Raw genomic sequence first — 22,594 nt, 5'->3', positions numbered from 1 at the left:
GGAAATGTCACCGCGGCAGTTTTGCGATCGCCTCGCTCAGCTCATGAATCTCGTAGGGCTTGCGCAGGATCGGGAAATCGCCGCGCACGTCGGCGGCAACCTCGCTGTACCCGGTGGCGAGCAGGATCGGCAGGCCAGGGCGGATCTGGCGGAGGTGATGGGCGAGGCTGAGCCCATCCATCTTGCCCGGCATGACGATGTCCGAGAACACGAAGTCGACGCCGTCGTTCTCGAGCTCGCGCAATGCCGCTTCGGCATCGGCGACCCGGCGCACCTGGTAGCCGAGCTGCTCCAGAAGACCGATGCTGACCAGAGCGACATCGGGATTGTCCTCCACCAGCAGCACCGTGCCGCTGCCGCGGAACGAGGATTCCACCGTCTCCCGCGACGGGACCTCCGTCCCGCGCGGCAGGACGATGGTGAATGTCGTGCCCTTGCCGAGCTCGCTTGCGACCTTCACCGTGCCGCCGGCCTGGTGGGCGAAGCCGTGCACCTGCGATAGGCCGAGGCCCGTGCCTTTTCCGATCGGCTTTGTCGTGAAGAACGGCTCGAAGATCTTGTCGAGAACGTCGGAGGGAATTCCGAGCCCGGTATCGCTGACGTCGATCGCAACGAAGTCGCCGGTGAGGGACGCCTCGTTCAGCACGACGTTCCGGGCCCCGATCGTCACCGTGCCGCCGTCCGGCATCGCGTCGCGGGCATTGATCACGAGGTTGAGCAGCGCGGTCTCGAGTTCGGAAACGTCGGTCCTGATCGGCCAGGTTTCGGAGTGGATGTCGAAGGCGAGGCGAACGGAACTGCCCACGCCGGCGTCGAGCACCTCGCGGATGGCCGCGATGCGTTCGGCGAAATCGATCGCCTGCGGGTTGACGCTCTGTCGGCGCGCGAAGGTGAGGAGCTGGTTCGTCAGCGCGGCGCCGCGTTTGGTCGCGGTCTCGATCGCGGACATGGCGCGCTCGAGCTTGGGGTCGCCGGCGACGCTCTTCTTCAGGATGTGGAGGCTGCCGCTGATGATCATCAGGAGATTGTTGAAGTCGTGGGCGACCCCGCCGGTGAGCTGTCCGAGCGCATCGAATTTCTGGGACTCGGCCAGCTGCTTCTGCATCGCCTCGAGCTTGAGTTGGGAATTGCGTCGCTCCGTGATGTCGCGCGTGATCTTGGCGAAGCCGACCAGCTGGCCGTCTTCATAGATCGGGTCGATCACCACGCTCGCCCAGAAGAACGTGCCGTCCTTTCGGACGCGCCAGCCTTCCTCCTCGTATCGGCCCTTTTCCCGAGCGATGCCGAGGGCCCGCGCGGGCCTTCCGTTCGCCCGATCGGTTTCAGTGTAGAAGCGGGAAAAATGCTGGCCGAGAATTTCCGCCGGGGAATACCCCTTGATGCGCTCGCCGCCGATGTTCCAGCTGGTGATGATCCCGGCGGGGTCGAGCATGTAGAGCGCGTAGTCCGCGACACCCTCGACCAACAGCCGGAAACTCCGTTCGCTTTCGAACAAGTCTCTCTGCTGACTAAGTTTTTTGATCATTCCAGGCCCCGGCTCGACCGGGACAAACGCGGAAAGGGGCGAATTGTTCCCGCTTGGAGGGACATTTTGGGCAGCCCCCCAGCCGGGTACGGTCGCGCAATTCGCGCGGGTCGGCGGACTGGCCCCGCGCTAGGCCGCCGCGCTCCGGAACGTCGCCGCCACCGCACGCAACGCCGCGAGCTTGGCGGGATCGCTGACCTTCGAATGCAGCATCACCTTGGAGCTGCCGAGTTTCGGCAGCTTGTGCGCCGGTCCGAGATCGACCAACCCGGGTGGCGCAATCCGCCGCGCCAGCGGTGCGATGGCAAGTCCGGCAAGCGCGGCTGCAACCACCGCCGTGACGCCGCCGCCGACGAAACGCTCGCGCCAGGGAATGCCGGCCCTGTCCAGTGCGCGCACGGCGATGGCGCGGACGCCGCAGGGTGGGGCGAGTGTCGCGAGCGGCAGTGCTTCGCCCTTCGGGAGCGTGAAGCGTCGCGATGCGAACCAGCCGAACGCGTCCTCGGCCAGCTTCTCGCCGCCACGGCGGCTGCCCTCCTGGCGCACGATCACTGCGTCCAGTTCGCCCGCATCATAGGCATCCTGCATCTCGCGCGAGAAGCCGATGGTGACGGCGAGCGTCAGGTTCGTCGACATCGCGTGCAAGCGTTCGAGCAGCGGGATCAACTCAGGGCCCGCGGCGTGATCGGAAATGCCGAGCGAGAGCGACTGCGCAGCCGTTGCGTCGTTCGACAGTGCTCGGTCATGCGCCGTCATCAGCGCGCGGGCGCGATCGAGGAAGCCTACGCCGTCGGCGGTCAGCCGCACCGCGCGCGGCGAGCGCTCGACGAGGCGCCTGCCGAGCAGCGCTTCCAGCCGTTGCAGCTTCAGGCTGATGGCCGCCTGCGTCGTGCCGAGGGCTTCGGCGGCACGCGTAAAACTCTGGAGTTCGGCAACCAGCAGGAAGGCCTTGATGGTGGCGATGTCGAGTGTGGCTGTCATTATGAATGGTTATCATTGGTATCAATAAAGATAAGATACCAAAATGACGATGGGAGGTCTATTTTTTCGTCAACGCCGCGCAAGCCCGCGCGACATTCGAGGAGACCGACAATGCCGCTGATCACCGTGTCCTACAACTCGTCCCGCCAGTCGCCGTCGCTCAAGGCCGACATCGCCGGCGCCGTGTCCGAGCTGACCGCAAAAATCCTGCACAAGGATCCCAAGGTCACCGCCATCATCGTGAAGTCCGTGGATGCGGGCGACTGGTTCGCCGGCGGCAAGTCGCTCGCCGAGCAGAAGCTCGCAAGCTACTGGATCGACATCCACGTCACGGAAGGCACCAACACCAAGGACGAGAAGGCGGCCTATCTCGCCGCGATGTTCGAGCGCATGGCCGAGATTCTTGGCCCGCTGCATCCCGAGACTTATCTACATGTCGACGAGGTCAGGGGCGATGCCTATGGCTTCGGCGGCCTGACGCAGGAGCGGCGCTACATTGCCGGCAAGCTCGAAGTGTCGTTGCAGGCGGCGTGAGGTTGCGGGCCGCGGGTGAACATTCGTACCCGCGGCCCAAAGCCATCAGCTCGCAGCGTGAAACTGGACTTCGGCATTGTTGATGAAGCACGTCTTGTCGAACAGCTTCAGATCCAACGGGTTCGGCAATCGAACATCGCCGAGATCGGGGCAGGGTTTGACCGAGGGGTCATAGGATCGGTCGATCTGCGAGATGAAGACGACGATCAGCCCTTTGTCGCGTGCGAAGGATTTCAGCGCGCGCACTTGAACGGTGAGGTCAGGGTTCTCCCGTCTCTGGTCGAGCAGCTGCAGATAGTCGATCACGACGACCGTACCGGGCGAAGCTGCGGCCATCTGCTTGACGACGTAATCGGCGCTGATCGCGTCGGAGCAATCGATCTCGAACAATTTATCGAACTGCGCGAGATCTGCGCCGACCGTGCGCAAGCGGTCCAGAACGTCTTTCTCGGTATATTCGAGCGAGAAGAACGCGGCGTGGCTCCCTGATCTCATGGCCTCCACTGCAAGTTCGAGACTCATGAGGGTCTTGCCATGACCGGGGCGCGCACCGACCAGCACCAGGTCGCCGGGCCGGAACTGAGGAAGCAGCTTGCCGGCCGGCGTCACGGCCGCCGCTTTCGCCGCGAGCAAGCTCCAGGCGGAAAATCCTTCCGTCGCAGCGATGCGGTCAAGCGCGTCGTGGAGTGGAATGCCTTCCCCGCGGGACAGGCGCTTCGCCTTGCGCTTGAGATGGTAGATCGGCGCAGACAATCTCATCGTGAGAACCTCCTATTGCGAGCATGATCGCAATCCCTCCTTATGCCCAGCGCTCGAACAGTCGGTCCGATGATCTATTCGCCCGGCATGAGGTCTGCTTTCCCGGCGGAGGGGGGAGGTGTGGGCGGCACCGGAATTGACTATAGCCGATTCCGCGATGAACCAGGTAGCGCTAGGCGGCCGCTTCCGGCAGCAGCGCGCGGGTTGGCCCGAACAATTGTTCGAACGCCTGCCTCAGCGCGATATCGACATCGGCCATGGTCACGAGCTGGCCGAGATCGACCAGCGAGGTGACGCCGTAGCGGGCGTCAGTGACGCCGCAGGGCACGATGCCGGCGAAATGCGACAGCTCCGGCTCGACATTGATGGCGATGCCGTGGAACGACACCCAGCGCTTCAGGCGGACGCCGATCGCAGCAATCTTGTCCTCGTGATCCGCGCCTTTGTCTGGCCGCCTGACCCAGACCCCGACACGGTCCTCGCGCCGCTCGCCGCGGACATTGAAGGCGGCCAGCGTGCGCAGGATCAGCTCCTCCAGGCTCGCGACATAGGCCCGGACATCGGGCCGGCGGCGCTTGAGGTCGAGCATGACATAAGCCACCCGCTGGCCCGGCCCGTGATAGGTGAGCTGCCCGCCGCGCCCGGTGGCGAAGGTCGGGAATCGGGCATCGAGCAGGTCGGATTCCTTGCCTGAGGTGCCCGAGGTGTAGAGCGGGGGGTGCTCGAGCAGCCAGACCAATTCCGGCGCCTCGCCTGCCGCGATCGCGGCAACCCGGGCCTCCATCTTGGCCACGGCGTCCGGATAGGGCACCGGAGCGTCCGAGATCAGCCATTCGACGGGCTCGCCGCCTGCGGCGGAAAACGACGTCAGATCGAGCTCTTGACGCGGGTTTTGGCGGGGGTTTTGAGGCGAATTAACCATTGGCTAACCATAACGTGGTGATCATCGCAGGTGCAAATGCCAAGTCCTTTGGTCCAAAGTCCCAAGTTGCGGCGGTCCTGACAGTGCCCACTCTTGATAAAGTCACCGTGGATCTCATGGTCGTCCTCGGGACGACCACCATGCCGATCCATCAGGTATTGCGTCTTTCCCGCGGCGCCATCATCGAGCTGGATGCCACCGAGGCCGACGAGGTCAAGGTCCTGGCCAACAATCTGCCGGTCGCATCCGGCGTCGTGCTGGTTGACCGCAACCGGATCGCGGTCGAGGTCAAGCAGATGCTGCCGCGCTCGCCAGGGACGCGCTAGCGGCCCGGACAAGGTATGCCTGCGATAGGGCCGTCCTGGGTCGGCCTGATTCCTGCCAAGCTTGTGAAATTCGGGGCCTTTGCAGGCTTGTATCCCCCTGATGGATTTGTTAGATCGGCGACCGCTGATCCGGCCAGCCTTCAAGCCTCAGGCCGGCATCTCCTAGCGCTCGTGGCGGAACTGGTAGACGCGCTGCCTTGAGGTGGCAGTGGGTAACACCGTGGGGGTTCGAGTCCCTCCGAGCGCACCAAGCCTTATCGGCATTGAAATCCCTCATCATTTTCGAATGCTCCTCGGAATGAGCCAGCTTCGTTCCTGGTCCTGACCACGCGCGACCTGCGTTATTTTCAGCGACGCCAGGCGACGATCGATTCGCGTAGCGCAGCTCCGTCCGGCCAATGACTGACCAAGGAACGGTCATCGCCGGGACGCATTGCAGTCGGGGAGGCCACCCGTCGCTGATGGCGTGCGGCCAAGCGGTAGACGGTGGAGGACGATGAGGGACAGTGCCTCGGAAGTTGCCGAGATCAGGAATGCGGTTCACCTCTGCATCGACATGCAGAACATTTTTGCTCCCGGAGGACTCTGGGCGACTCCCTGGATGGAGCGGGTGCTGCCGACGATCGCCTCAATCGTCTCCCGTCATCCGGCAAGAACGATCTTTACGCGCTTCATCACCCCGCAGGATCCGGAAGACCGGCCAGGACAGTGGCATCGCTATTTCCAGCGCTGGCACCAGGCGACCCGCAGGCATCTTGCGCCATCCGCTCTCGAATTGGTGCCGGCCCTGAGCGGGTTCGTTCCGCCGGCCGCTGTGATCGACAAGCCGGCCTATTCTGCGTTCAGCAATCCCGCGCTCGCACGCCTGCTGGTCGAGAAGAACGTCGGCACCGTCGTGATCTCGGGCGCAGAGACCGATGTCTGCGTGCTGTCGACAGTGATGAGCGTGGTCGATCTCGGCTTCAGGATCGTCATCGTCGAGGACGCGCTGTGCAGCTCGTCGGACGTCGGGCACGACGCGCTCATGACGATGTACCGCACCCGCTTCCACGGCCAGGTCGACCTGATGACGGCGGAAGAGCTGGCCGAGTTCTGGCGGGAGTAGGATGCGAAGCGCTCAATTGACGTTGGGCGCCGAGCATGTTTCGGAGGGCGGTGGCCACTCTGGAACGTGCTACTGATCAGGCTGCGCTCGGCGGCGGCGATCCAGCTCGACCGCCGTCGTTCGAAGGTGCTGCGCCGCACTCCAGTAGCTGCTGCTGCTCGCGGCTCTGCGTTCACGTCAGCTGCTTGAGCTTCTTCAATGGATTGAGCTCGGTCGGCTTGTCCTGCTCGCCGCGCCCGCGCCCGCGCTCGGCTTGCGCCTTGCCTTCGTCATGGAGGTCCTGGTCGCCGATGATCTCGCCGACAGCCTGCTTTGTCTTGCCGGCGGTCCGTTGCTGAAGACCTTTGGTCTTGCCCATGAGCTGCCTCCGATATCCCTGCGTCCAGGCGTACGCCAGTGCTCAGGCGGTTCCTTTACCACGCAGCTTCGTCACGGGATGCGGCGCTCATCGCCTTGCTTCGCCTCGTTGCGCCCAGCGTGCGCTGCGATCTGCCTTGCCGCGGTTCGGGCACTCTCGAGACCCCTGGGGAAACCGCTGCGGTTCGGATAGAGCTTGCGCCATGCATCGCGCGGGGGGCGTCGCGGCTTGGTGTCCTGCGCGGCACGGTAGTCGAGGATGGCGATGCCGCCGACCATCAGCAGTGCAAGCGCGATGTTGCCCTTCTTGGGATTGTCCGGCGTCAGTCCTGAAAGTAGCGCTGCGGCATCGAGGCCGTCGCCGCCGACGCGGGCCCACAGGCCGGCGTTCTTGTCGACCGAGAGCGACATGATCCCGGCCAGGATCTCCCGCACGCCGAAAGCGCGGACCAGCGTCTCATGGCCTTCCATGCCGAGCGTGTGCGTGACGCGCCGGGGTGCGAAGAGTTCGACGACGCCAAGACCGATGCTGAACCAGCCGAGCGCGCGAGCGAGCTGGTCGGCGGGCTGCTTCAGGCTCGGGCCGCCTTGGACGATCTTCGGGTCGCCCTTGGTGCGAACAATGTTGGAGAAATGAAACATGGGTCTTGCTCCTCAGGGCTTCAGCACGACCTTGACGCAGGAATCCCGCTTGTCGCGAAACACCTGGTACATCTCGGGGCCCTGGCTGAGCGGGACGGTGTGGGTGATGACGAAGGATGGATCGATCTCGCCTTCTTCGATGCGGTGCAGCAGGTCGTCGGTCCAGCGGTTGACGTGGGTCTGGCCGGTGCGCATCGTCAGGCCCTTGTTCATGAAGGCGCCCATCGGAAGCATGTCGGAGAGACCGCTGTACACGCCAGGCACGGAAATGATGCCGCCAGGCCTGCAGACATAGATCATCTCGCGAAGCACGTGGGGCCGGTCGCTCTCCGCCATCACCATCTGCTTGGCGCGATCGAGCAGCGTGTCGGGCAGGGACGCCATGACATGCGATTCCATTCCCACGCAGTCGATGCACTTTTCGGGGCCCTTGCCGTCGGTGAGCTCGTTCAGCCGCTCCAGAACGCTCTCAGTCTCGAAATTGATCGTGGTGGCGCCGCCGGCCTCCGCCATGCTGAGCCGCTCGGGCAGGCAGTCGATCGCGATCACCTGGTTGGCGCCGAGCAGAATGGCGCTGCGGATCGCCATCTGTCCGACAGGACCGCAGCCCCAGATGGCAACCGTGTCGGTCGGCACGATGTCGCATTGCACGGCTGCCTGCCAGCCCGTCGGGAAGATGTCGCTGAGGAAAAGCAATTGCTCGTCGGGAATGCCCGCGGGCACCTTGATGTGAGTGGCATCGGCGAAGGGCACGCGCAGATATTCAGCCTGCCCGCCGGGGTAGCCGCCGGTCAGATGCGTATAGCCGAACAGACCAGCCGTCGTGTGTCCAAAGACCTTGTCAGCCAGATGACGCTTGCGGTTCGTGGTCTCGCACACCGAAAAGTTGCCGCGCTTGCACTGGTCGCACTCGCCGCAAATGATCGTGAAGGGCACGACGATACGGTCGCCCTTCTTGAGCTTGCCGTCGACGCCCGAGCCGACCTCAACCACTTCACCCATGGTCTCGTGGCCCATGATGTCGCCGGGCAGCATGCCGGGGATGAAATTGTGGAAGAGGTGAAGGTCGGAGCCGCAGATGGCGCAACTCGTGACTTTGATGATGGCATCGCGCGGGTCCAAGATCTCCGGATCGGTGACGGTGTCGCACCGTATGTCCTCCTTGCCGTGCCAAACCAGCGCCTTCATCTTCCGTCCTTTCGGATGAACCAGTTGCCATCTAAGTCCAGGAACGAATGATGGTTGCTATCGCCGACTGCAAATTGTTCGCATCGCGCAATGGGAACGAGAGAGCGGGGCAGCGAAGGGATGTGTCCGAGCGATCTGCAACTCTATCGTGGCCCCCGGGACGGATGACATCTGCCGTCTGCCACGAAGCAAAGGAGGCGGCGGAGCCGAGTCAGCTTTTTCACGGATATCTGGCAACCGTTCCGTCTCAGGAACGTTGTCGGTTCGCCGCGCCGACGGGCGTGGCGCTGACTTAACTTAACCGAGAACGCAACGGCGCGCTCCGACAAACAGGGAGAACGTCTTATGTTGACGCGGCGCAGGTCCCGGCAAATGGATCCGCTCGAGGCGCGCTTGGCTGCAGAAGCTGAGCGGTTGCGCGAACAAGCCGGTTCGCTTCCGCCAGGGCCAGCGCGCGACGAGATGTTGCGTAAGGCCCGTCAGGCCGAAACCGGCTCCCAGATGAGCGAGTGGCTGCGATCACCCGGCTTGCAGCCGCCGGATTAGGGTGGAGCCGGGCCGACGCGCGTGTGGCTGGCGCACGGAAAGCGCGCGTGCTGCACATAAGTGGCACGCGCCGGGAACGGGTTAGATGTCGGCGCGTACCGATGCGCTGATGTCGTGGGCAGAAACCGGAAAAATGAGCGCCACGTCCATCGTCCCCGTTGCGTCCGGTTGTCACCCGGCGGTGCCGGAAATCAACGCCGCTTCGCGGCTTTGGTTCGCCGGTTATAGGGCGAGCGGTTGGATGGCCTCAGCGAAATCCCTTCGCGTTGGGCCTTGCTGCGGATCGCTGCGACCGGACGCTGGAGCTTGATGCTCATCACGCCGGTCGGCGTGTTGCCTTTCGCGAGCTGCTTCAGCTTGCTCACATCCGCGGGCGTCCAAGGCTGCCGCGCACGCCGCTTGTACGCCGGGTTTGACTTGCGCGGTCCCTTGCGGCCGATCGGTGAGCCCGGCCGCTTCCATGCTGCTTTCGCCATGATGATCCTCCTTCAAGTCGTTCTTGAACATGCGAATCAGCAATTCGGTTCCTTGGCCTGCTGTGGCCCGTCCCTCGGCAAAATCGACCCGGGTTAACTTAGTGAAATGCCGGAACCGGCGGTTGCGGCGGAAGCTGCAACCATTGCCGGGTTGGTCGCCCTCAACCGGCAAATGCGATCGCCGAACAAGCGTCTCGGGCCTCGGCGCCTGATCTTCCCGCCGTGGCCCATTTCTCCAATCCGAAATCTTTTTGTGTAGGTACGATGACCGCCAAACGTAACCGCAGGAAACAGACCCAATCGCTTCAGGAGCGGCTGGCCGCCTTCGCCGAAAGCGCCCGTGAGCGCGCGCACGACCTGCCGCCCGGCAGGGAACGCGAGATGCTGCTGCGACGCGCCAAGCAGAATGAAGTGACATCAAACCTGACCGACTGGCTGAGCGCACCCGTCTCGCCGAGGCGCGGACAATCATGATGGGAAGCATCAAGCACTACCGCGCATTCCAGATCGATCCGGACGGGCACGTGTTCGGATGCATCAATCTGGTTTGCGACGACGACGAGCAGGCCAAGCGTGAAGCTGCCGCGCTCGTGCTGGTCCATCGCATCGAGCTGTGGCGGCTCGACCGGCGGATCGCGCGGTTCGATCTGCCGCGGGAAATTGCCCGCCAGTAGGGCTTTGGGAACCGCGCGCTGCACTCCGGGTTGGTCGAACGATATCGACTTCGCCAGGAGCCAGCATGACGGACGCCGACGTTCGCAAGGGGATGCCGCCCGTCAAGCTGTCGCGCGAGGAGTTCGAACGGCGCTACAAAAGTCAGTTCGTCGATCCCGCCTTTACGCCGCTGCAACGCGAGCTCGATGCCATCACGGCTGCGGCCTGGGACGCCTACAGCCATTCGCGCAAGGCGCCGTTGACACAGAAGGCGGGCGCGGGTTTCTCCGATCCCGACTACGATCTCGCGCTCGACTGGCTCGATGCGCGCGCGAAGATCCTGGAGGCGCAGCGACGGCACGACGACGCGGACGAGACCCCGCGCATTCTCCTCGTCAACGGCTCGGCTCGCAGCGAGCACACATGTCCCGGCGAGATGTCCAAGACGTGGCGACTGGTCAAGCTGGCCGAGCCGGTCTTCGTCGAGATGGGATTTGCCGTCGACATCCTCGATCTGTCGCGGCTCGCCTCGGAGTTCGGTAAAAACATCCATCCCTGCAAATCCTGCGTCAGCACTGCGATGCCGCTCTGCCACTGGCCATGCAGCTGCTATCCGAACCATTCGCTGGGACAGACCCAAGACTGGATGAACGACATCTATCCGCTCTGGGTCGCCGCGCACGGCATCCTGATCGTGACGCCGGTGAACTGGTATCACGTGCCGTCGGGGCTCAAGGCGATGCTGGACCGCATGGTCTGCGCTGACGGAGGCAATCCCGATCCGACCTCGACCCACGGCAAGAAGGCCGCCGAGGCCAAGGCCATCGAGCTGAAGGGTTGGTCCTATCCGCGCCATCTCGCCGGCCGCCATTTCGGCGTCGTCGTGCATGGCGATGCGGTTGGCGCCGAAGGGGTGCGCCGCGACTTGTCTGACTGGCTCACCGACATGCAGCTGATCTCGGCGGGGCGCTACGCCGAGCTCGACGGTTATGTCGGCTACATGGAGCCATACGCGACCTCCCACCGGGCGCTCGACGACGACGGCGAATTCCAGCAGGAGGTCATCAACGCGGCGCGCGCGCTCGGAAACGCCGTTCGGCTCGCGCGGAGCGGGCGGCTCGAGGAGCCCGGCGCCGGGCTTGCGGACCCGAATCCGAAATGACGGGCGTGCCGCTTGATTGCCTGATCATCGGCGGCGGTCCCGCCGGGCTGATGGCCGCGATTTATCTGGCGCGCTTCCGCCGGAGCATCTGCGTCGTGGACGCCGGCGCGAGCCGTGCGGCGCTGATCCCACGCAGTCACAATGTCCCGGGCTTCGTCCACGGCTTGTCCGGGACTGAACTGATCGAACGGATGTCGGCCCAACTTGACGAGCTCGCCGTCACGCGCGTGGACGCCGAGGTCACCGCGCTTCAACGGGACGAGGATGGATTTCAGGCGACATGGAACGGGCGCACGCATGCGGCCGCCGCCGTCGTTCTCGCTTGCGGCATCGTCGATACCCATCCACCGTTCGAGCAATGGCGCGCCGCCGTCGCTGACGGGCTTTTGCGCTACTGCCCGGTCTGCGACGCCTTCGAGGCGAGCGGCCGCCGCATCGGCGTCGTCGGCCCGCTCGATGGTGCGGCCGGCAAGGCGCTATTCCTGCGTGGCTATTCGCGCGATGTGACGCTGCTCGCGACCGGATCGGATGACGAGCAGAGGTTAACCTCTGAGCTGACAGATGCCAGCATCGAGGTCGTGTTTGCGCCGGACCTGCATCTGCGGCGGAGCGGTGAGGGCATCGAAGCCGCGTTCGCGGATGGACGAACGGCACAATTCGAGGTGATCTATCCGGTGATGGGCGCGCAGGTGCGCTCGCAGCTCGCGACAGCGCTCGGCGCCGAACATACGGGCGAGGGCTTCTTGCACGTCGATGACCATCAGCGCACCTCGATCGACGGACTCTACGGCATTGGCGACATCGTCACCGACCTGCACCAGATCTCGGTCGCCTTCGGCCACGCCGCCATTGCCGCCTGTACCATCCACAACAGCCTGCCGCGGCGCTTTGCCTGACGGGAACGAAGGGCGGGCCTTCGTCTTGACTGGGCAGGACGCGCGAAGGAACAGCCCATGCTGGAAGAAAAACTCAAGCAGGCCATCATCGACGAGCTGACGCGGCAGGCGGCCGACCGGCCGCAAGCGCTCAAGGTCCAGGCCGCGGATGACGTGGCACGTTCGGAAGAGCTGACAATCAACGGCAAGGTCGATCTTGGCGCGCTGGTCATGGTGATCGCCGGATCGGTTGCCGGCGGCCCTTAAGTTCAATCCAACTCTCTCACGCAATTCGGGCGGAGCGTCGCAGGGACTGCGGCGGTTGACCGAATGCCCGTATGAAGGCTCGGCGCATCCGCTCGGGGTCGCGAAAGCCCGTGGACTGCGCAACGCGCTCGATGGTCTCTCCGGAGGACTGCACCCGCTCCCGTGCGACCTCGACCCGCAAGCGTTCGACGGCCTTGGTCGGCGTGGACCCGGTTTCGGCGACGAAGGAGCGGACGAAATGCCGTGAGCTCAGGCCCGCTCGTTCGGCGAGCGCCTCGACCGTGAGAGGCGCATCCAGATTCTCGCGCACCCACGACAGCAGGCTGCCGAAGCGGCCGTTCGGCGTCTTCAATTCGAGCAAGGTCGAGAACTGCGACTGCGCGCCGCTGCGGCGATGATAGAGCACCAGCTGCCGGGCGGTGGCCTGCGAAATCTCCTCGCCATGGTCCTCGGCGATCATGGCGAGCGCCAGATCGATCCCGGCCGTGATGCCGGCCGACGTCCATACGGTGCCGTCGCGGGTGAAGATCTGGTCCGGCTCGAGCCGGATGCTCGGGTAGCGTCCGATGAAGTCGCGGGTGCATGACCAGTGCGTGGTCGCACAGCGCCCGTTGAGGAGGCCGGCCTCGGCGAGCAGATAGGCCCCCGAGCAAACGCTGGCCACTCTCACGCCGCGGCGTGCCAGTCTCTGAATGAACGCGATGGTCGTCTTGCAGCGCGCCGCAGCCTCGACGCCCTCGCCACCGGCCACGAAGAGCGTCGTGACCGAGCTCGCCGATCGCAAGCTGCGCGCCAGCATCTCGGTGCCGGACGAGCTGCGCACGGCGCCGGCTTTTGCCGCCACCGTTATCACGCGCGGCGCATGTGGTGCGTGGCGTCTCGCGATCTCGAACACTGAGATCGGTCCGGCCGCATCCAGCAACTGGAATTCGGAAAAGATCAGGAAGCCGATCATGGCCATGTCCAAAATTGAGGGAATTAAGCCGTTTCGACCCCAAGGCCAACATGGCAGGCTTGCATCGTCAAGCGCGATGTCGAGGTGGATATGTCGGGCCCGTTGCAGATCGGTCTTCTGGTTTTCCCACGCGTCACGCAACTCGATCTCACCGGCCCCGCTCAGGTCTTCTCCAGCCTGCCTGATGTCGCGGTTCATCTGATCTGGAAACGGATCGAGCCGGTGCCGAGCGATTCCGTGATCGCGCTGACGCCGACGGTCACCTTCGCCGATTGCCCGCAGCTCGACGTGATCTGCGTCCCGGGTGGCTATGGCACCGACGAGCTGATGCTGGACGAGGAGGTGCTGGCGTTTTTGCGCCGGCAGGCGAGCGGCGCTCAATACGTTACGTCGGTTTGCACCGGCTCGCTCGTGCTCGGTGCGGCCGGTCTCCTGAAGGGATATCGCGCGGCCACGCATTGGACCGCGATCGACGCCTTGCCGTTCTTCGGGGCCGCGGTGTCGCGGGAGAGGGTGTGCATCGATCGCAACCGCCTGACGGGCGGCGGCATCACCGCCGGCATCGACTTTGCACTCACCCTGGTCGCGATGCTGCGAGGCCGCGCGGCCGCGGAGATGATCCAGCTGCGCATGGAATACAATCCCGCACCGCCGTTCGAGGCCGGCTCGCCGGATACGGCGCCGGCAGCCATCGTCGCGGCCATGAAGGAACGGGTCGCACCGGCGCAAGCGCGGCGGCTGGAGTTCGTCAGGAAGGCCGTCGCGCAGCAGGCATAGCGTGGGCCAATCAACGTCGATGTCGGTCGCGATGTCACCGAGGAGGGGAAAATGACGGGTCACGGGATTGGGGCATCGGCGTCATGGCACATCCGGCTTTGCCGTTCGGCCTTCGGCTTCGTGCTGGCGCTCGCGCCGCTCCTGTCCGCCGAGCAGAGTCTGGCCGCCGATGTCTCCGGCGGCGTGGTCAGGATCGGCATCATCAACGATCAGGCGGGACCTTTGTCGGACCTTGCCGGACCGGGCTCCGTCGTCGCCGCGAAGATGGCGGTCGAGGATTTTCAAAAGACCACGCCGGGGCTCAAGGTCGACATCGTCGTCGCCGATCATCAAAACAAGCCCGATATCGGCGCCCAGATCGTCCGCAAATGGTTCGACGTGGATGGCGTCGACATGGTGGCCGACGTCGGAAATTCGGCGGTCGCGCTCGCCATCCAGTCGATCGCACGCGACAAGAACAAGATCGTGATCTATTCGGCCGTGGGCACTACCGAGATCGGCGGCAAACAATGTTCGCGCACCGGCCTGATGTGGCTGCACGATAATTACAACCTGGTGGCCGGCTCGGTTCGGAAGCTGGTGTCGCAAGGATACGACAGCTGGTTCTTCATCGCGTCGGACTACGCGTTCGGACGCAACATGGTCGAGGTGTCCCAGCGCGTGCTTGCGGCGACGGGCGCCAAGTCGCTCGGCGCAGTGTTTCATCCGTTGGGAAACGCCGACTACAGCTCCTTTCTGCTCCAGGCCCAGGCCTCGAAGGCGAAGGTAGTCGCCTTCGCAAATGCGGGTGAGCAGCTCGTGACCTCGATGAAGCAATGGAACGAGTTCGGAATGAACGCGGGTCCTCAGAAGGCCGTCGCCGAACTCATGTTCCTCACCGACGTACATGCCATGGGGCCCGAAACGGCCAAGGGCCTGACCACGGTCACCGCCTGGTATTGGGCCCTCAACGAGCAGACACGTGCCTTCGCCCACAGGTTCTACAAGTTGCACAATGCCATGCCGACCGCGCCGCAGGCCGCGGTCTATTCGGCGGTCCTGCAATACCTGAAGGCCGCCGCTGCGGCCGGAACGGACGAGACCAACGCCGTCCTCGAGAAAATGCGGTCAATGCCCGTCGACGACTTCTATGCGCCGGGCGCGCGACTGCGCGCCGACAACAAGCTGGTGCATGATTTCTATCTCGTCGAAGTCAAGAAGCCCTCGGACGTGAAGGCCCCTTGGGACTACTACAACGTCGTCGAGAGGATACCCGCCGAGGATGCCTATCTCCCCCTGAGCCAGAGCGAATGCCCGCTGCTGAGAACCTCGCAGAACTAGCGCATCGTTCCATCCGCGCCTTGCGATCCTGAAGGCGCGCTTCCTCAGCCATACTCCTCCCCGATGCCGTATTCCCGGTAGATCGCCAGCGGATCGAGGTCGGGAAACAGGCGGCATTTGGCCTGGGCGAGGTGCAGGCTCACCGCCGCCGGCTCCTTGCCGTTCGCGAGCAGCTTGCGGATGTCGTCCATATGCGCGCTCGGCTGGTGCCTCGGTTCGAGCTGCTCCAGCGCGACCAGTGCGGTTGCGAGTGCCTCGGTCAGAACCCAATCGTCGTGGCCCGTGATTCCCTTCTTCGGCATCGGCAGACCCCACATGTGGCGGCGGCCGGCAGCTTACCGCGACTTCCGCCAAATCGCCATTGAGCCGTTGCGGGTTGCCGCGCAGGCAGGCGGACGGCCATGCTCCGGCTTGCCTTACGGCCGCGTCCGGCTAAAAGGCGGCGAGTTGCGGGGCGATGCTATCTTTTCGAAACAAACTTGGCGTAGACGGGCCGCTACCGCATCGAGGCCGGCCGTTCCGGTCTGGGTCCCAACTCCCGAATTTCGCAACATCGTTTGGTTGCGCCCCCAGAAGGTTCGAGCCTGCATGGTCTTTCTCAGCTTCGTCTACCGCTTCCTCACCAATTTCGCCTTCATGGCGGTGGTATATTTCAGCCTGAACTTCATGGAGAAATATCCGAACCGCGCGATCCTGGCCATTCTGGTGCTGGTCTATGCCGCCATGCGCGCGGCCTCGACGCTGCGTGCGTTCTACTTCTTCCAGAAGATCGAGAGGCTGGAGGCAGAGACCAAGCGGCTTCAGGCTCCGATCAATGACGGTTCGGGCGGAACCTCGGCGCGCAAGCAGGTGATCGCCGACGTCGCGCGGCTGCGGCGCGACGGCGAGCTGAAGTCCTATATGGACCTGTTTTTCCTGGCGCTGATCGTGCTGCTCTGCGTCGCCGCGATCATGCGGCAGTGAGGACTTAAAGCATGATCCGGAAAAGTGGGCAGCGGTTTTCCGAAAAGATCATGCTTAAACAACAACCTAAAGCGCGATGACGATTCATCCTAATCGCATCGCGCTTTAGGCGCGCTTTTTCAGGCTGGCGACGCGGGTCGGGCGGGGCATGGCGCTCTTGGATGCCGGCCCCTTGGATGCGGTGCCGTTGGCTGCAGTCGCCTTGGGCTGCGCGGCATGGTCCAGGGATAGCGGCGCCGCATGCGCCGTACGCCGTCCCTGCAGCTTGGCTGCCTTGCCCTTTGCTGCTTTGGCCTGTGCTGCCTTGTCCTTGGCTCCGTGCGTCTCGGCCGCCATCGCAAGCCGCGTCGCGGCACGCCGCGACAAGGACGTCGATAGCAGCACCTCGACCGAGCCTTCCGGGATTGTGAAGAGCGCGCGCCCGGGCACGGGCAGGGTGGCCGGGACATTGGCCTGCGCCATGGTCCGGAGCGGCAGCAGCGGCCGATGATCGGCCCGCGCATTGAGGTCGGCCAGCGCGGGTGCCGGCAGCATCGGAGTTTGCGCGAACACGAAGTTCGGCACGCGCGGCCAGCGTGCGATCGGCGTCGTCTCCGTCGGCGGATGCAGCAGCCATTCCACCGCCGTGGTCGGCGTCGCAGGCCGCTCGGCGGTCGCCGGCACCACATGCACGATGCGGTAGCCGCGTGCCTTGAGGTCGCGGATGATCTTGGGCAGCGCCGCCACGGTGCGGGCCTGGATGTCGTGCAGCAGCAGGATGCCTTTGCCCTTGGCTTCCAGCCGCTGGATCGCAAGCTGATAGACGCGCTCCGACGACACATGCCGCCAGTCGTCGGCCGGGAAATCGGCGCTCCAGACCTGGAGGCCGCGCGAGATCAGATGGTTCTCGACGCCCTCGGCGCGCATCAGGCCGGGAATGCGGAAGAACGGGGCGAGCTGGGACCGATCGGTCATCGCAGCCGCGGTCCACTCGATTCCGCCGTTGATCTCGGCCTCGGCCTTTTCGATCGGCATCCGGTCGAACGTCAGCGGATGGTCCATGCTGTGCGTGCCGACGGTGTGGCCCGCCGCGACCAGCTTGCGCACGCCTTCCGGATTGGCCTTGGCCTGGTTGCCGATGATGAAGAAGGTCGCCTTGATGCACTCGTCGGCGAGGATCTTGAGCACCTGGTTGGAATATTTCGGCAGCGGCCCGTCGTCGAAGGTCAGGACGACCTCGTGGTCCTTCAGCGGCAGCGTCTCGCGATACTGCATGGTGCCGATCAGCGGATGCTCGCGCGGATCGACCACGAGGGTGCGGGAGGTGCCGAGCGCATCCGGATTGCCGGGGCAGTCGGCCGCGAGCACGGCTGGCGAACCGACGGTCAGCATTCCCAGACAGAGGACGATCCACGATCGCGTCCGCGAAACAACGCTACTTCCGATCATGAACCTGGTCTGCCCTCATCTGCGATTGCCGCCCTATTAGGTCGGAGACGCCCCAAAATGGTTCAGGTGCAATACCCAATGCGACTTTGCACGGGCTAGCATGAACAGAGTGTTAATTGGGCCGAGATCACCCCATTTTGCGCCGGCGTGACATTCCGGCATCAGCGCATATCGGCATTCTTCTGCGGTGTGCCGGCCGGCACGATGTGGACCACGCGATAGCCGTTCTCTTTCAGGTACCGCAGGAAGGCCGGCATCATCGCGGCCGTGCGCGCCTTCGGGTCGTGGAAGAGGATGATACCCTTGCCGCTCTCAGCCAGGCGCTCGGTCACGAGCTTCAGCTGCTGCTCCGGCGTGATCTCGGTCCAGTCGCTGGCCCAGAGGTCGGCTCCGAACACGACGATGCCGCGCGACTGCAGCAGATCGAGCTGAGCTTGCGTCGACTCGAAATAGGGAAAGCGGAAGAACGGCGTCGAGGGCGTCGTCGTCGAGGTGCCGTGCAGCGCCATCTCGTCGGCAGCGATGCCGCGGTCGATCTCGGCCTTCGCCTTGTCAAACGGGATCCGCGCCATAAAGGGATGCGAGAGGGTGTGATGGCCGACGGTGTGGCCCTCGCGGGCGATGCGCTTGACCATGTCGGGATGCTGGGAGGCGTGCAGGCCGATCAGGAAGAAGGTCGCGCGCACGCACTCCTGCGCCAGCGCCGCCAGCACCTTCGACGTCGTCGGCGGATTTGGCCCGTCGTCGAAGGTCAGCACGACCTCGCGATCGGCCAGCGGCAGCGTCTGGGGAAAGCTCTTCAAGCCCACGCGCGGATGGGTCCTGGCGTCGACGCTCAGGACGCGCGAGGTGCCGAGCGCGTCCTTGCGCGGGCACTCGGCGGCAACCGTCGAGGCAATGCCGATGGTCGCAGCGATCAGCGCGCCCGCCGTCATCGAGGTCCATCCCGGTCGAAGCATCTTTGTCATTGCGCTCGCAGTTGCCTTGTGGGTATTGGCTGACCGTCAGCCCGGATCACTCGTTCCAACCTGTCAACGGCGAGGCGCGCCATGGATGAACATATGGACGTTGCCGCATCCGCCTCGGATTCGGTACTCGACCACGTGCCGATGCGCAACGAAGACGGCGAGATTCGTCACGAATTCGTCGAGGAAATTGCCCGTGCGATCGCGGCCGGCGACAGTGCGGCGCTGCGCGCCTGCGTCGCCGAGCTGCACGAGGCCGACCTCGGCGACCTGATCGGTGCCCTCGAGCCCGACGACCGCGTCCGCCTGGTCGAACTGACCGGCCGCGATTTCGACTTCTCGGCACTGAACGAGGTCGACGAGGCCGTCCGCGAGGAGATCCTCGAGGAGCTGCCGCCGGAGACGGTCGCCGAAGGCGTCCGCGAGCTCGAATCCGACGATGCGGTCGAGCTCCTGGAGACCCTCGACGAGGCCGAGCAGGATGAGATCCTCGAGAAGCTGCCGCTCAAGGAGCGCGTCGCGCTCGAGCGCAGCCTGCTGTACCCGGAGAATTCCGCCGGCCGCCGGATGCAGACCGAGTTCATCGCCGTTCCTCAGGATTTTACCGTCGGCCAGGCGATCGACTACATGCGCGAGACGCCGGACCTGCCCGACCGCTTCTACGAGATCTACGTCGTCGACAAGGAAGAGCACTGGCTGGGCGCCGTGCCGCTCGACGTGCTCCTGCGCACGCGCCGTCCTGTGCCGCTGACCGAGCTCACCGATGAGGACCGCCGCCGCATCTCCGTCCTGGAGGACCAGGAGGAGGTGGCGCGCATGTTCGGCAAGTACAATCTCGTCGCAGCCCCGGTGCTCGACACCCAGGATCGCCTCGTCGGCGTCATCACCGTCGACGACGTCGTCGACGTGATCGAGGAAGAGGCGGACGAGGACCTCAAGGCGCTCGGCGGCGTCACCAGCGACGAAGAGCTCTCCGACACCGTGTTCACCATCGCGCGCGCGCGGTTCAACTGGTTGTTGGTCAATCTCGCCACCGCGTTCCTCGCATCCTCCGTGCTCGGCCTGTTCGAAGGTCAGCTCGAGAAGATGGTGGCGCTCGCCGTGCTGGCGCCGATCGTGGCGAGCCAGGGCGGCAATGCCGCGACCCAGACCATGACGGTGGCGGTGCGGGCGCTGGCGACGCGCGAGCTCGGCTCCTCCAATGCCGGGCGCGTGGTGATGCGCGAGGCGCTTGTCGGCCTCGTCAACGGTCTCGCCTTCGCCTTGATCACGGGGATCGCGGCGGTGGCCTGGTTCAAGATCCCGGGCCTCGGCATCGTCATCGGGCTCGCCATCATCTGCAACCTCGTCGCAGGCGCGCTCGGCGGCATCCTGATCCCGATGGCGCTCGACCGTGTCAGGGCCGATCCGGCGGTGGCCTCCGGAACGTTCGTGACCACCGTGACCGACGTCGTCGGCTTCTTCTCCTTCCTCGGCATCGCGACCCTGTGGTTCGGGTTGAAGTAGGGCAATTGCCGCGCGCTCTCGTGTCCCGGGCGCGCTGCGAAGCCGCGCTGCGCAGCGTCCGGGGCACGGGACCTCGCATCTTTAATCCGAACTTAAGCGACCTGCCGCATCATCGCCGCGCTTGGGGGAATGGGCATGCGGCTGCGGCTGAAGGCGGACGGACGGATCGTCGAATTGCGGGACGGACAGGAATTTCCGGTCCAGCCGGCGGCCAATGCTGTGCCGGCCGATACCAGCCCGCTCGCGGTGCGCGACTTGCGTCGCCGCGCCTGCCTGACCCAGATGGAGTTCGCCGCCAAGCTCGGCGTGCCCGTCGAGACCATCCGCAACTGGGAGCAGGGCAAGCGCGCGCCGCGGGGGCCTGCTCGCGCGCTGCTCGCCGTCATCGCGCATGCGCCGGACACCGTGTTCCAGGCGCTTGCCAAGGTGTGACGCACACCTCCCGTTAGTCTTGCGCCGAAGATCCGCCCGGGCTGCCGCAGCTTCCGTTGGCACCGTCGTGGGCGGGGTCCATAATGATTTGCGGGGCTGCCGCAACAGAGAGGACTCCTCATGCTGTTCGTCGAGGCCAATGGCGCAAGGATCCCGGCGATCGGGCTCGGGACCTGGGAATTGGAGAGGCGCACCTGCGCCCGCGTGGTCGAGCAGGCGTTGCGGCTCGGCTATCGCCACATCGACACCGCGCAGGTCTACGACAATGAGCGCGATGTCGGCGACGGCCTGCGCGCCTCCGGCGTGCGCCGCGACGACGTCTTTCTCACCACCAAGGTCTGGACCAACCATTTCGCGCCCCACGATCTCGAGCGCTCGGTCAAGGAGAGCCTCGCCCGCTTGCGGCTTCCCTCGGTCGATCTGTTGCTGCTGCACTGGCCCAATCCACACGTGCCGCTGGAGGAGACGCTGGGCGCGCTGTCGCATGCCAGGCAAATGGGCCTGACCCGCCACATCGGCGTCTCCAATTTCACGGTAGCGCTGATCGAGCAGGCGGTGGCGCTGTCCGCGGAGCCGCTCGTCTGCAACCAGGTCGAGTATCACCCCTATCTGGACCAGGCGAAGGTGAGGGCGGCCTGCGATCAGCACGGCCTTGCGCTGGTCGCCTACAGTCCGATCGCGAGGGGCCGCATCAAGTCCGATCAGACGCTTGCGGACATCGGGCGCGCCCACCGCAAGACGCCGGCGCAGGTCTGCCTGCGCTGGCTGGTGCAGCAGAATGTCGCCGCGATCCCGCGCACCTCGCGCGTCGAGCGCCTGTCGGAAAACATCGACATCTTCGATTTCGAGCTGTCGGAGGACGAGATGAGCCGGGTCGCCGGGCTCGTCAATCCCAGGGGCCGCCTGACCGATTTCGGCTTCGCGCCGAAATGGGATTGAGAGGGGCCTTCATTATGCTAGGACCAGCGCGGCAACCCGAAGTCATTCGATGGAACCGCGGAAGATCATACGGACTGACATTGCAGCGTCTGCGATCGCGCATCTGACGCTGGTGGGGCTGATCATTCTGATCAGCGAGGTCCGTCCGTTTCACGCCGCGCCGCCTGAGACTGTTTCCGTCGACATCGTCACCCCGGAGCAGGTGAAGCAGGAAGAGGCCAAGGCCGAGGAGAAGTTGAGGGACGAGGCGAAGGACAAGCCGCCGGAGACGCTCCCCGATCTGAAGCTGCCGAAGCTGGATATCACCGAAAAGGCGGACGCAGCGTCGAAACCCGCGGCCAAGCAGGAAGCTGCTGCACCATCGCCATCTCCGCAGGCCTCCCCTCAGCCACAGCAGAGCCAGCCGCAATCTTCACAGGCGGCGAAGCAGCGCGAGGCCAATGTGCAACCGCCGCCGCCGCAACAGCCGCCGCCGCCGTCCCAACCGCCACCTCAGGCAATGCAGCAGCCGCAGGCCGCGCCGCCGCCGCCGGCCTATCAGGCGCCGCAGCCGGATGTCACCGTCAAATACGGCGTCATGCTGGGCCTGCCGCCTGAATTGCCGATGGAGCTCCCGAAAGATGCGCCCAAGGACGACGGAGGCGATGCCAAGGATACGATCGCCGCGAAGCTTCCGCCCGAAGTCATCGCCGCGCTTCGCCGCCACTTGAGGAGCTGCGCCAAGCTGCCGGCCGGGGTCGCGGCGACCGACAACGTCCATGTCAAGCTGCGCACGGTGTTCGCCACCGACGGCACGCTGGCGCGCGAGCCGATCCTCATCGAGGCCCCGCCGTCCGCGAAGGGCGTGGCCATCGTCAAGTCCGCAATGAGCGCGCTCCAGAGCTGCCAGCCCTACAAAATGCTGCCAGCCGACTTGTACGCGGAATGGAAGGTGTTGGACTTGCCGTTCAGCCCGCGGGATTTCGGCGGTTAGCGCGGAGTTGTGTAGCC

27 protein-coding genes and 1 tRNA gene are annotated in these 22,594 nt (G+C 64.9%); 16 read left to right on the top strand and 12 right to left on the bottom strand.

Translation table 11 applies throughout. The features are described 5' to 3' along the window. Positions 1–7: 7 nt before the first annotated feature. Both AX729_RS37180 and AX729_RS37175 read right to left on the bottom strand, forming a co-directional pair. Positions 8–1,525 (bottom strand): PAS domain-containing hybrid sensor histidine kinase/response regulator family protein, encoded by a 1,518-nt coding sequence (locus AX729_RS37180; protein ID WP_061029774.1) that lies wholly within the window; start codon positions 1,523–1,525, stop codon positions 8–10. Positions 1,526–1,654: 129 nt separating this feature from the next. After that, a complete protein-coding gene (locus AX729_RS37175) occupies positions 1,655–2,506 on the bottom strand; it encodes a LysR family transcriptional regulator (protein ID WP_061029773.1) in 852 nt (283 codons plus the stop codon). A gap of 111 nt (positions 2,507–2,617) precedes the next feature. Here AX729_RS37175 and AX729_RS37170 point away from each other — a divergent pair, with 111 nt between their 5' ends. Beyond that, positions 2,618–3,040 (top strand): tautomerase family protein, encoded by a 423-nt coding sequence (locus tag AX729_RS37170; protein WP_061029770.1) that lies wholly within the window; start codon positions 2,618–2,620, stop codon positions 3,038–3,040. Positions 3,041–3,085: 45 nt separating this feature from the next. Here the strand turns inward: AX729_RS37170 and AX729_RS37165 are convergent, their stop codons facing one another. Next, complete coding sequence (locus AX729_RS37165) at positions 3,086–3,799, bottom strand: DNA helicase (RefSeq protein ID WP_061029769.1); 714 nt, start codon at positions 3,797–3,799, stop codon at positions 3,086–3,088. 172 nt (positions 3,800–3,971) lie between these two features. Next, entirely contained in the window at positions 3,972–4,721 is a 750-nt protein-coding gene (lipB, locus tag AX729_RS37160) for a lipoyl(octanoyl) transferase LipB (RefSeq protein WP_061029767.1), read from the bottom strand. A gap of 83 nt (positions 4,722–4,804) precedes the next feature. Between lipB and AX729_RS37155 the strand changes: the two genes are divergently transcribed. The 3 genes from AX729_RS37155 (at position 4,805) to AX729_RS37145 (ending at position 6,152) form a co-directional block, all read left to right on the top strand. Then, positions 4,805–5,047 (top strand): FliM/FliN family flagellar motor switch protein, encoded by a 243-nt coding sequence (locus AX729_RS37155; protein WP_018647371.1) that lies wholly within the window; start codon positions 4,805–4,807, stop codon positions 5,045–5,047. Positions 5,048–5,212: 165 nt separating this feature from the next. Next, a tRNA-Leu gene (locus AX729_RS37150) sits at positions 5,213–5,297 on the top strand. Between the two features lie 246 nt (positions 5,298–5,543). Then, the gene (locus AX729_RS37145) at positions 5,544–6,152 is read left to right on the top strand and encodes a cysteine hydrolase family protein (protein ID WP_061029765.1); all 609 of its coding nucleotides are present in this window, start codon (positions 5,544–5,546) and stop codon (positions 6,150–6,152) included. A gap of 172 nt (positions 6,153–6,324) precedes the next feature. Here the strand turns inward: AX729_RS37145 and AX729_RS37140 are convergent, their stop codons facing one another. The 4 genes from AX729_RS37140 to AX729_RS37125 all read right to left on the bottom strand — a co-directional run bounded on the left by AX729_RS37140 (position 6,325) and on the right by AX729_RS37125 (position 9,361). Further along, a complete protein-coding gene (locus AX729_RS37140; protein WP_061029763.1) occupies positions 6,325–6,510 on the bottom strand; it encodes a hypothetical protein in 186 nt (61 codons plus the stop codon). 71 nt (positions 6,511–6,581) lie between these two features. Then, entirely contained in the window at positions 6,582–7,151 is a 570-nt protein-coding gene (locus AX729_RS37135) for a hypothetical protein (RefSeq protein WP_061029761.1), read from the bottom strand. Between the two features lie 12 nt (positions 7,152–7,163). After that, complete coding sequence (locus AX729_RS37130) at positions 7,164–8,339, bottom strand: zinc-dependent alcohol dehydrogenase (RefSeq protein ID WP_061029759.1); 1,176 nt, start codon at positions 8,337–8,339, stop codon at positions 7,164–7,166. A gap of 737 nt (positions 8,340–9,076) precedes the next feature. Continuing rightward, entirely contained in the window at positions 9,077–9,361 is a 285-nt protein-coding gene (locus AX729_RS37125; protein ID WP_061029757.1) for a hypothetical protein, read from the bottom strand. 264 nt (positions 9,362–9,625) lie between these two features. Here AX729_RS37125 and AX729_RS37120 point away from each other — a divergent pair, with 264 nt between their 5' ends. The 5 genes from AX729_RS37120 to AX729_RS37100 all read left to right on the top strand — a co-directional run bounded on the left by AX729_RS37120 (position 9,626) and on the right by AX729_RS37100 (position 12,319). Continuing rightward, entirely contained in the window at positions 9,626–9,835 is a 210-nt protein-coding gene (locus AX729_RS37120) for a hypothetical protein (protein ID WP_061029756.1), read from the top strand. Then, positions 9,832–10,035, top strand: coding sequence for a hypothetical protein (locus AX729_RS37115; protein ID WP_245325523.1), 204 nt, complete (start codon positions 9,832–9,834; stop codon positions 10,033–10,035). The genes AX729_RS37120 and AX729_RS37115 overlap by 4 nt, the downstream gene beginning before the upstream one ends. Positions 10,036–10,100: 65 nt before the next feature. Next, the gene (locus AX729_RS37110; protein ID WP_061029752.1) at positions 10,101–11,177 is read left to right on the top strand and encodes a flavodoxin family protein; all 1,077 of its coding nucleotides are present in this window, start codon (positions 10,101–10,103) and stop codon (positions 11,175–11,177) included. Continuing rightward, positions 11,174–12,073: an NAD(P)/FAD-dependent oxidoreductase gene (locus AX729_RS37105; protein WP_061029750.1), complete on the top strand. Its 900-nt coding sequence runs from the start codon at positions 11,174–11,176 to the stop codon at positions 12,071–12,073. Before AX729_RS37110 ends, AX729_RS37105 begins: the two co-directional genes overlap by 4 nt. A gap of 57 nt (positions 12,074–12,130) precedes the next feature. Further along, positions 12,131–12,319 (top strand): hypothetical protein, encoded by a 189-nt coding sequence (locus AX729_RS37100; RefSeq protein ID WP_061029748.1) that lies wholly within the window; start codon positions 12,131–12,133, stop codon positions 12,317–12,319. 16 nt (positions 12,320–12,335) lie between these two features. On the opposite strand, the gene AX729_RS37095 is transcribed toward AX729_RS37100, so the two are convergent. Next, entirely contained in the window at positions 12,336–13,274 is a 939-nt protein-coding gene (locus AX729_RS37095) for a GlxA family transcriptional regulator (protein ID WP_061029790.1), read from the bottom strand. A gap of 90 nt (positions 13,275–13,364) precedes the next feature. On the opposite strand from AX729_RS37095, the gene AX729_RS37090 reads away from it, so the two are divergent. Further along, positions 13,365–14,051, top strand: a complete 687-nt coding sequence (locus AX729_RS37090; protein ID WP_061029746.1) for a DJ-1/PfpI family protein — start codon at positions 13,365–13,367, stop codon at positions 14,049–14,051. Positions 14,052–14,102: 51 nt separating this feature from the next. Then, positions 14,103–15,371, top strand: coding sequence for an ABC transporter substrate-binding protein (locus tag AX729_RS37085; RefSeq protein ID WP_061029744.1), 1,269 nt, complete (start codon positions 14,103–14,105; stop codon positions 15,369–15,371). Between the two features lie 44 nt (positions 15,372–15,415). Here AX729_RS37085 and AX729_RS40875 read toward each other — a convergent pair whose 3' ends face one another. Further along, a complete protein-coding gene (locus AX729_RS40875; RefSeq protein ID WP_245325522.1) occupies positions 15,416–15,673 on the bottom strand; it encodes a hypothetical protein in 258 nt (85 codons plus the stop codon). A 286-nt stretch (positions 15,674–15,959) separates the two neighbouring features. Here AX729_RS40875 and AX729_RS37075 point away from each other — a divergent pair, with 286 nt between their 5' ends. Beyond that, positions 15,960–16,334, top strand: a complete 375-nt coding sequence (locus AX729_RS37075) for a hypothetical protein (protein ID WP_061029740.1) — start codon at positions 15,960–15,962, stop codon at positions 16,332–16,334. Positions 16,335–16,439: 105 nt separating this feature from the next. Here the strand turns inward: AX729_RS37075 and AX729_RS37070 are convergent, their stop codons facing one another. Both AX729_RS37070 and AX729_RS37065 read right to left on the bottom strand, forming a co-directional pair. Further along, positions 16,440–17,762 (bottom strand): polysaccharide deacetylase family protein, encoded by a 1,323-nt coding sequence (locus AX729_RS37070; protein WP_061029738.1) that lies wholly within the window; start codon positions 17,760–17,762, stop codon positions 16,440–16,442. A 161-nt stretch (positions 17,763–17,923) separates the two neighbouring features. After that, positions 17,924–18,697 carry a polysaccharide deacetylase family protein gene (locus AX729_RS37065; RefSeq protein ID WP_061029735.1) on the bottom strand — a complete coding sequence of 258 codons (774 nt, stop codon included), beginning with the start codon at positions 18,695–18,697 and terminating at the stop codon, positions 17,924–17,926. A gap of 114 nt (positions 18,698–18,811) precedes the next feature. Here AX729_RS37065 and mgtE point away from each other — a divergent pair, with 114 nt between their 5' ends. From mgtE to tolA, 4 genes are all read left to right on the top strand, one after another. Next, complete coding sequence (gene mgtE, locus AX729_RS37060) at positions 18,812–20,233, top strand: magnesium transporter (RefSeq protein WP_061029733.1); 1,422 nt, start codon at positions 18,812–18,814, stop codon at positions 20,231–20,233. Positions 20,234–20,362: 129 nt separating this feature from the next. Continuing rightward, positions 20,363–20,665, top strand: a complete 303-nt coding sequence (locus tag AX729_RS37055; protein ID WP_061029732.1) for a helix-turn-helix domain-containing protein — start codon at positions 20,363–20,365, stop codon at positions 20,663–20,665. A 120-nt stretch (positions 20,666–20,785) separates the two neighbouring features. Then, the gene (locus AX729_RS37050; protein ID WP_061029730.1) at positions 20,786–21,604 is read left to right on the top strand and encodes an aldo/keto reductase; all 819 of its coding nucleotides are present in this window, start codon (positions 20,786–20,788) and stop codon (positions 21,602–21,604) included. 49 nt (positions 21,605–21,653) lie between these two features. Then, positions 21,654–22,577: a cell envelope integrity protein TolA gene (gene tolA / locus AX729_RS37045; RefSeq protein WP_061029728.1), complete on the top strand. Its 924-nt coding sequence runs from the start codon at positions 21,654–21,656 to the stop codon at positions 22,575–22,577. Positions 22,578–22,594 lie beyond the last annotated feature (17 nt).

Origin of the sequence: Bradyrhizobium sp. CCH5-F6 (assembly GCF_001556045.1) — a bacterium.
Taxonomy (GTDB): domain Bacteria; phylum Pseudomonadota; class Alphaproteobacteria; order Rhizobiales; family Xanthobacteraceae; genus Bradyrhizobium.
Note: the sequence above shows the minus strand (reverse complement) of the source record. Positions and strands in the feature narration are given on the sequence as shown.

What these genes read in the sequence shown, in the direction of transcription:
- AX729_RS37180 (WP_061029774.1), bottom strand. Translation starts at nt 1,525, where the DNA reads ATGATCAAAAAACTTAGTCAGCAGAGAGACTTGTTCGAAAGCGAACGG.
- AX729_RS37175 (WP_061029773.1), bottom strand. Translation starts at nt 2,506, where the DNA reads ATGACAGCCACACTCGACATCGCCACCATCAAGGCCTTCCTGCTGGTT.
- AX729_RS37170 (WP_061029770.1), top strand. Translation starts at nt 2,618, where the DNA reads ATGCCGCTGATCACCGTGTCCTACAACTCGTCCCGCCAGTCGCCGTCG.
- AX729_RS37165 (WP_061029769.1), bottom strand. Translation starts at nt 3,799, where the DNA reads ATGAGATTGTCTGCGCCGATCTACCATCTCAAGCGCAAGGCGAAGCGC.
- lipB (WP_061029767.1), bottom strand. Translation starts at nt 4,721, where the DNA reads ATGGTTAATTCGCCTCAAAACCCCCGCCAAAACCCGCGTCAAGAGCTC.
- AX729_RS37145 (WP_061029765.1), top strand. Translation starts at nt 5,544, where the DNA reads ATGAGGGACAGTGCCTCGGAAGTTGCCGAGATCAGGAATGCGGTTCAC.
- AX729_RS37140 (WP_061029763.1), bottom strand. Translation starts at nt 6,510, where the DNA reads ATGGGCAAGACCAAAGGTCTTCAGCAACGGACCGCCGGCAAGACAAAG.
- AX729_RS37135 (WP_061029761.1), bottom strand. Translation starts at nt 7,151, where the DNA reads ATGTTTCATTTCTCCAACATTGTTCGCACCAAGGGCGACCCGAAGATC.
- AX729_RS37130 (WP_061029759.1), bottom strand. Translation starts at nt 8,339, where the DNA reads ATGAAGGCGCTGGTTTGGCACGGCAAGGAGGACATACGGTGCGACACC.
- AX729_RS37125 (WP_061029757.1), bottom strand. Translation starts at nt 9,361, where the DNA reads ATGGCGAAAGCAGCATGGAAGCGGCCGGGCTCACCGATCGGCCGCAAG.
- AX729_RS37120 (WP_061029756.1), top strand. Translation starts at nt 9,626, where the DNA reads ATGACCGCCAAACGTAACCGCAGGAAACAGACCCAATCGCTTCAGGAG.
- AX729_RS37115 (WP_245325523.1), top strand. Translation starts at nt 9,832, where the DNA reads ATGATGGGAAGCATCAAGCACTACCGCGCATTCCAGATCGATCCGGAC.
- AX729_RS37110 (WP_061029752.1), top strand. Translation starts at nt 10,101, where the DNA reads ATGACGGACGCCGACGTTCGCAAGGGGATGCCGCCCGTCAAGCTGTCG.
- AX729_RS37105 (WP_061029750.1), top strand. Translation starts at nt 11,174, where the DNA reads ATGACGGGCGTGCCGCTTGATTGCCTGATCATCGGCGGCGGTCCCGCC.
- AX729_RS37100 (WP_061029748.1), top strand. Translation starts at nt 12,131, where the DNA reads ATGCTGGAAGAAAAACTCAAGCAGGCCATCATCGACGAGCTGACGCGG.
- AX729_RS37095 (WP_061029790.1), bottom strand. Translation starts at nt 13,274, where the DNA reads ATGATCGGCTTCCTGATCTTTTCCGAATTCCAGTTGCTGGATGCGGCC.
- AX729_RS37090 (WP_061029746.1), top strand. Translation starts at nt 13,365, where the DNA reads ATGTCGGGCCCGTTGCAGATCGGTCTTCTGGTTTTCCCACGCGTCACG.
- AX729_RS37085 (WP_061029744.1), top strand. Translation starts at nt 14,103, where the DNA reads ATGACGGGTCACGGGATTGGGGCATCGGCGTCATGGCACATCCGGCTT.
- AX729_RS40875 (WP_245325522.1), bottom strand. Translation starts at nt 15,673, where the DNA reads ATGCCGAAGAAGGGAATCACGGGCCACGACGATTGGGTTCTGACCGAG.
- AX729_RS37075 (WP_061029740.1), top strand. Translation starts at nt 15,960, where the DNA reads ATGGTCTTTCTCAGCTTCGTCTACCGCTTCCTCACCAATTTCGCCTTC.
- AX729_RS37070 (WP_061029738.1), bottom strand. Translation starts at nt 17,762, where the DNA reads ATGATCGGAAGTAGCGTTGTTTCGCGGACGCGATCGTGGATCGTCCTC.
- AX729_RS37065 (WP_061029735.1), bottom strand. Translation starts at nt 18,697, where the DNA reads ATGACGGCGGGCGCGCTGATCGCTGCGACCATCGGCATTGCCTCGACG.
- mgtE (WP_061029733.1), top strand. Translation starts at nt 18,812, where the DNA reads ATGGATGAACATATGGACGTTGCCGCATCCGCCTCGGATTCGGTACTC.
- AX729_RS37055 (WP_061029732.1), top strand. Translation starts at nt 20,363, where the DNA reads ATGGGCATGCGGCTGCGGCTGAAGGCGGACGGACGGATCGTCGAATTG.
- AX729_RS37050 (WP_061029730.1), top strand. Translation starts at nt 20,786, where the DNA reads ATGCTGTTCGTCGAGGCCAATGGCGCAAGGATCCCGGCGATCGGGCTC.
- tolA (WP_061029728.1), top strand. Translation starts at nt 21,654, where the DNA reads ATGGAACCGCGGAAGATCATACGGACTGACATTGCAGCGTCTGCGATC.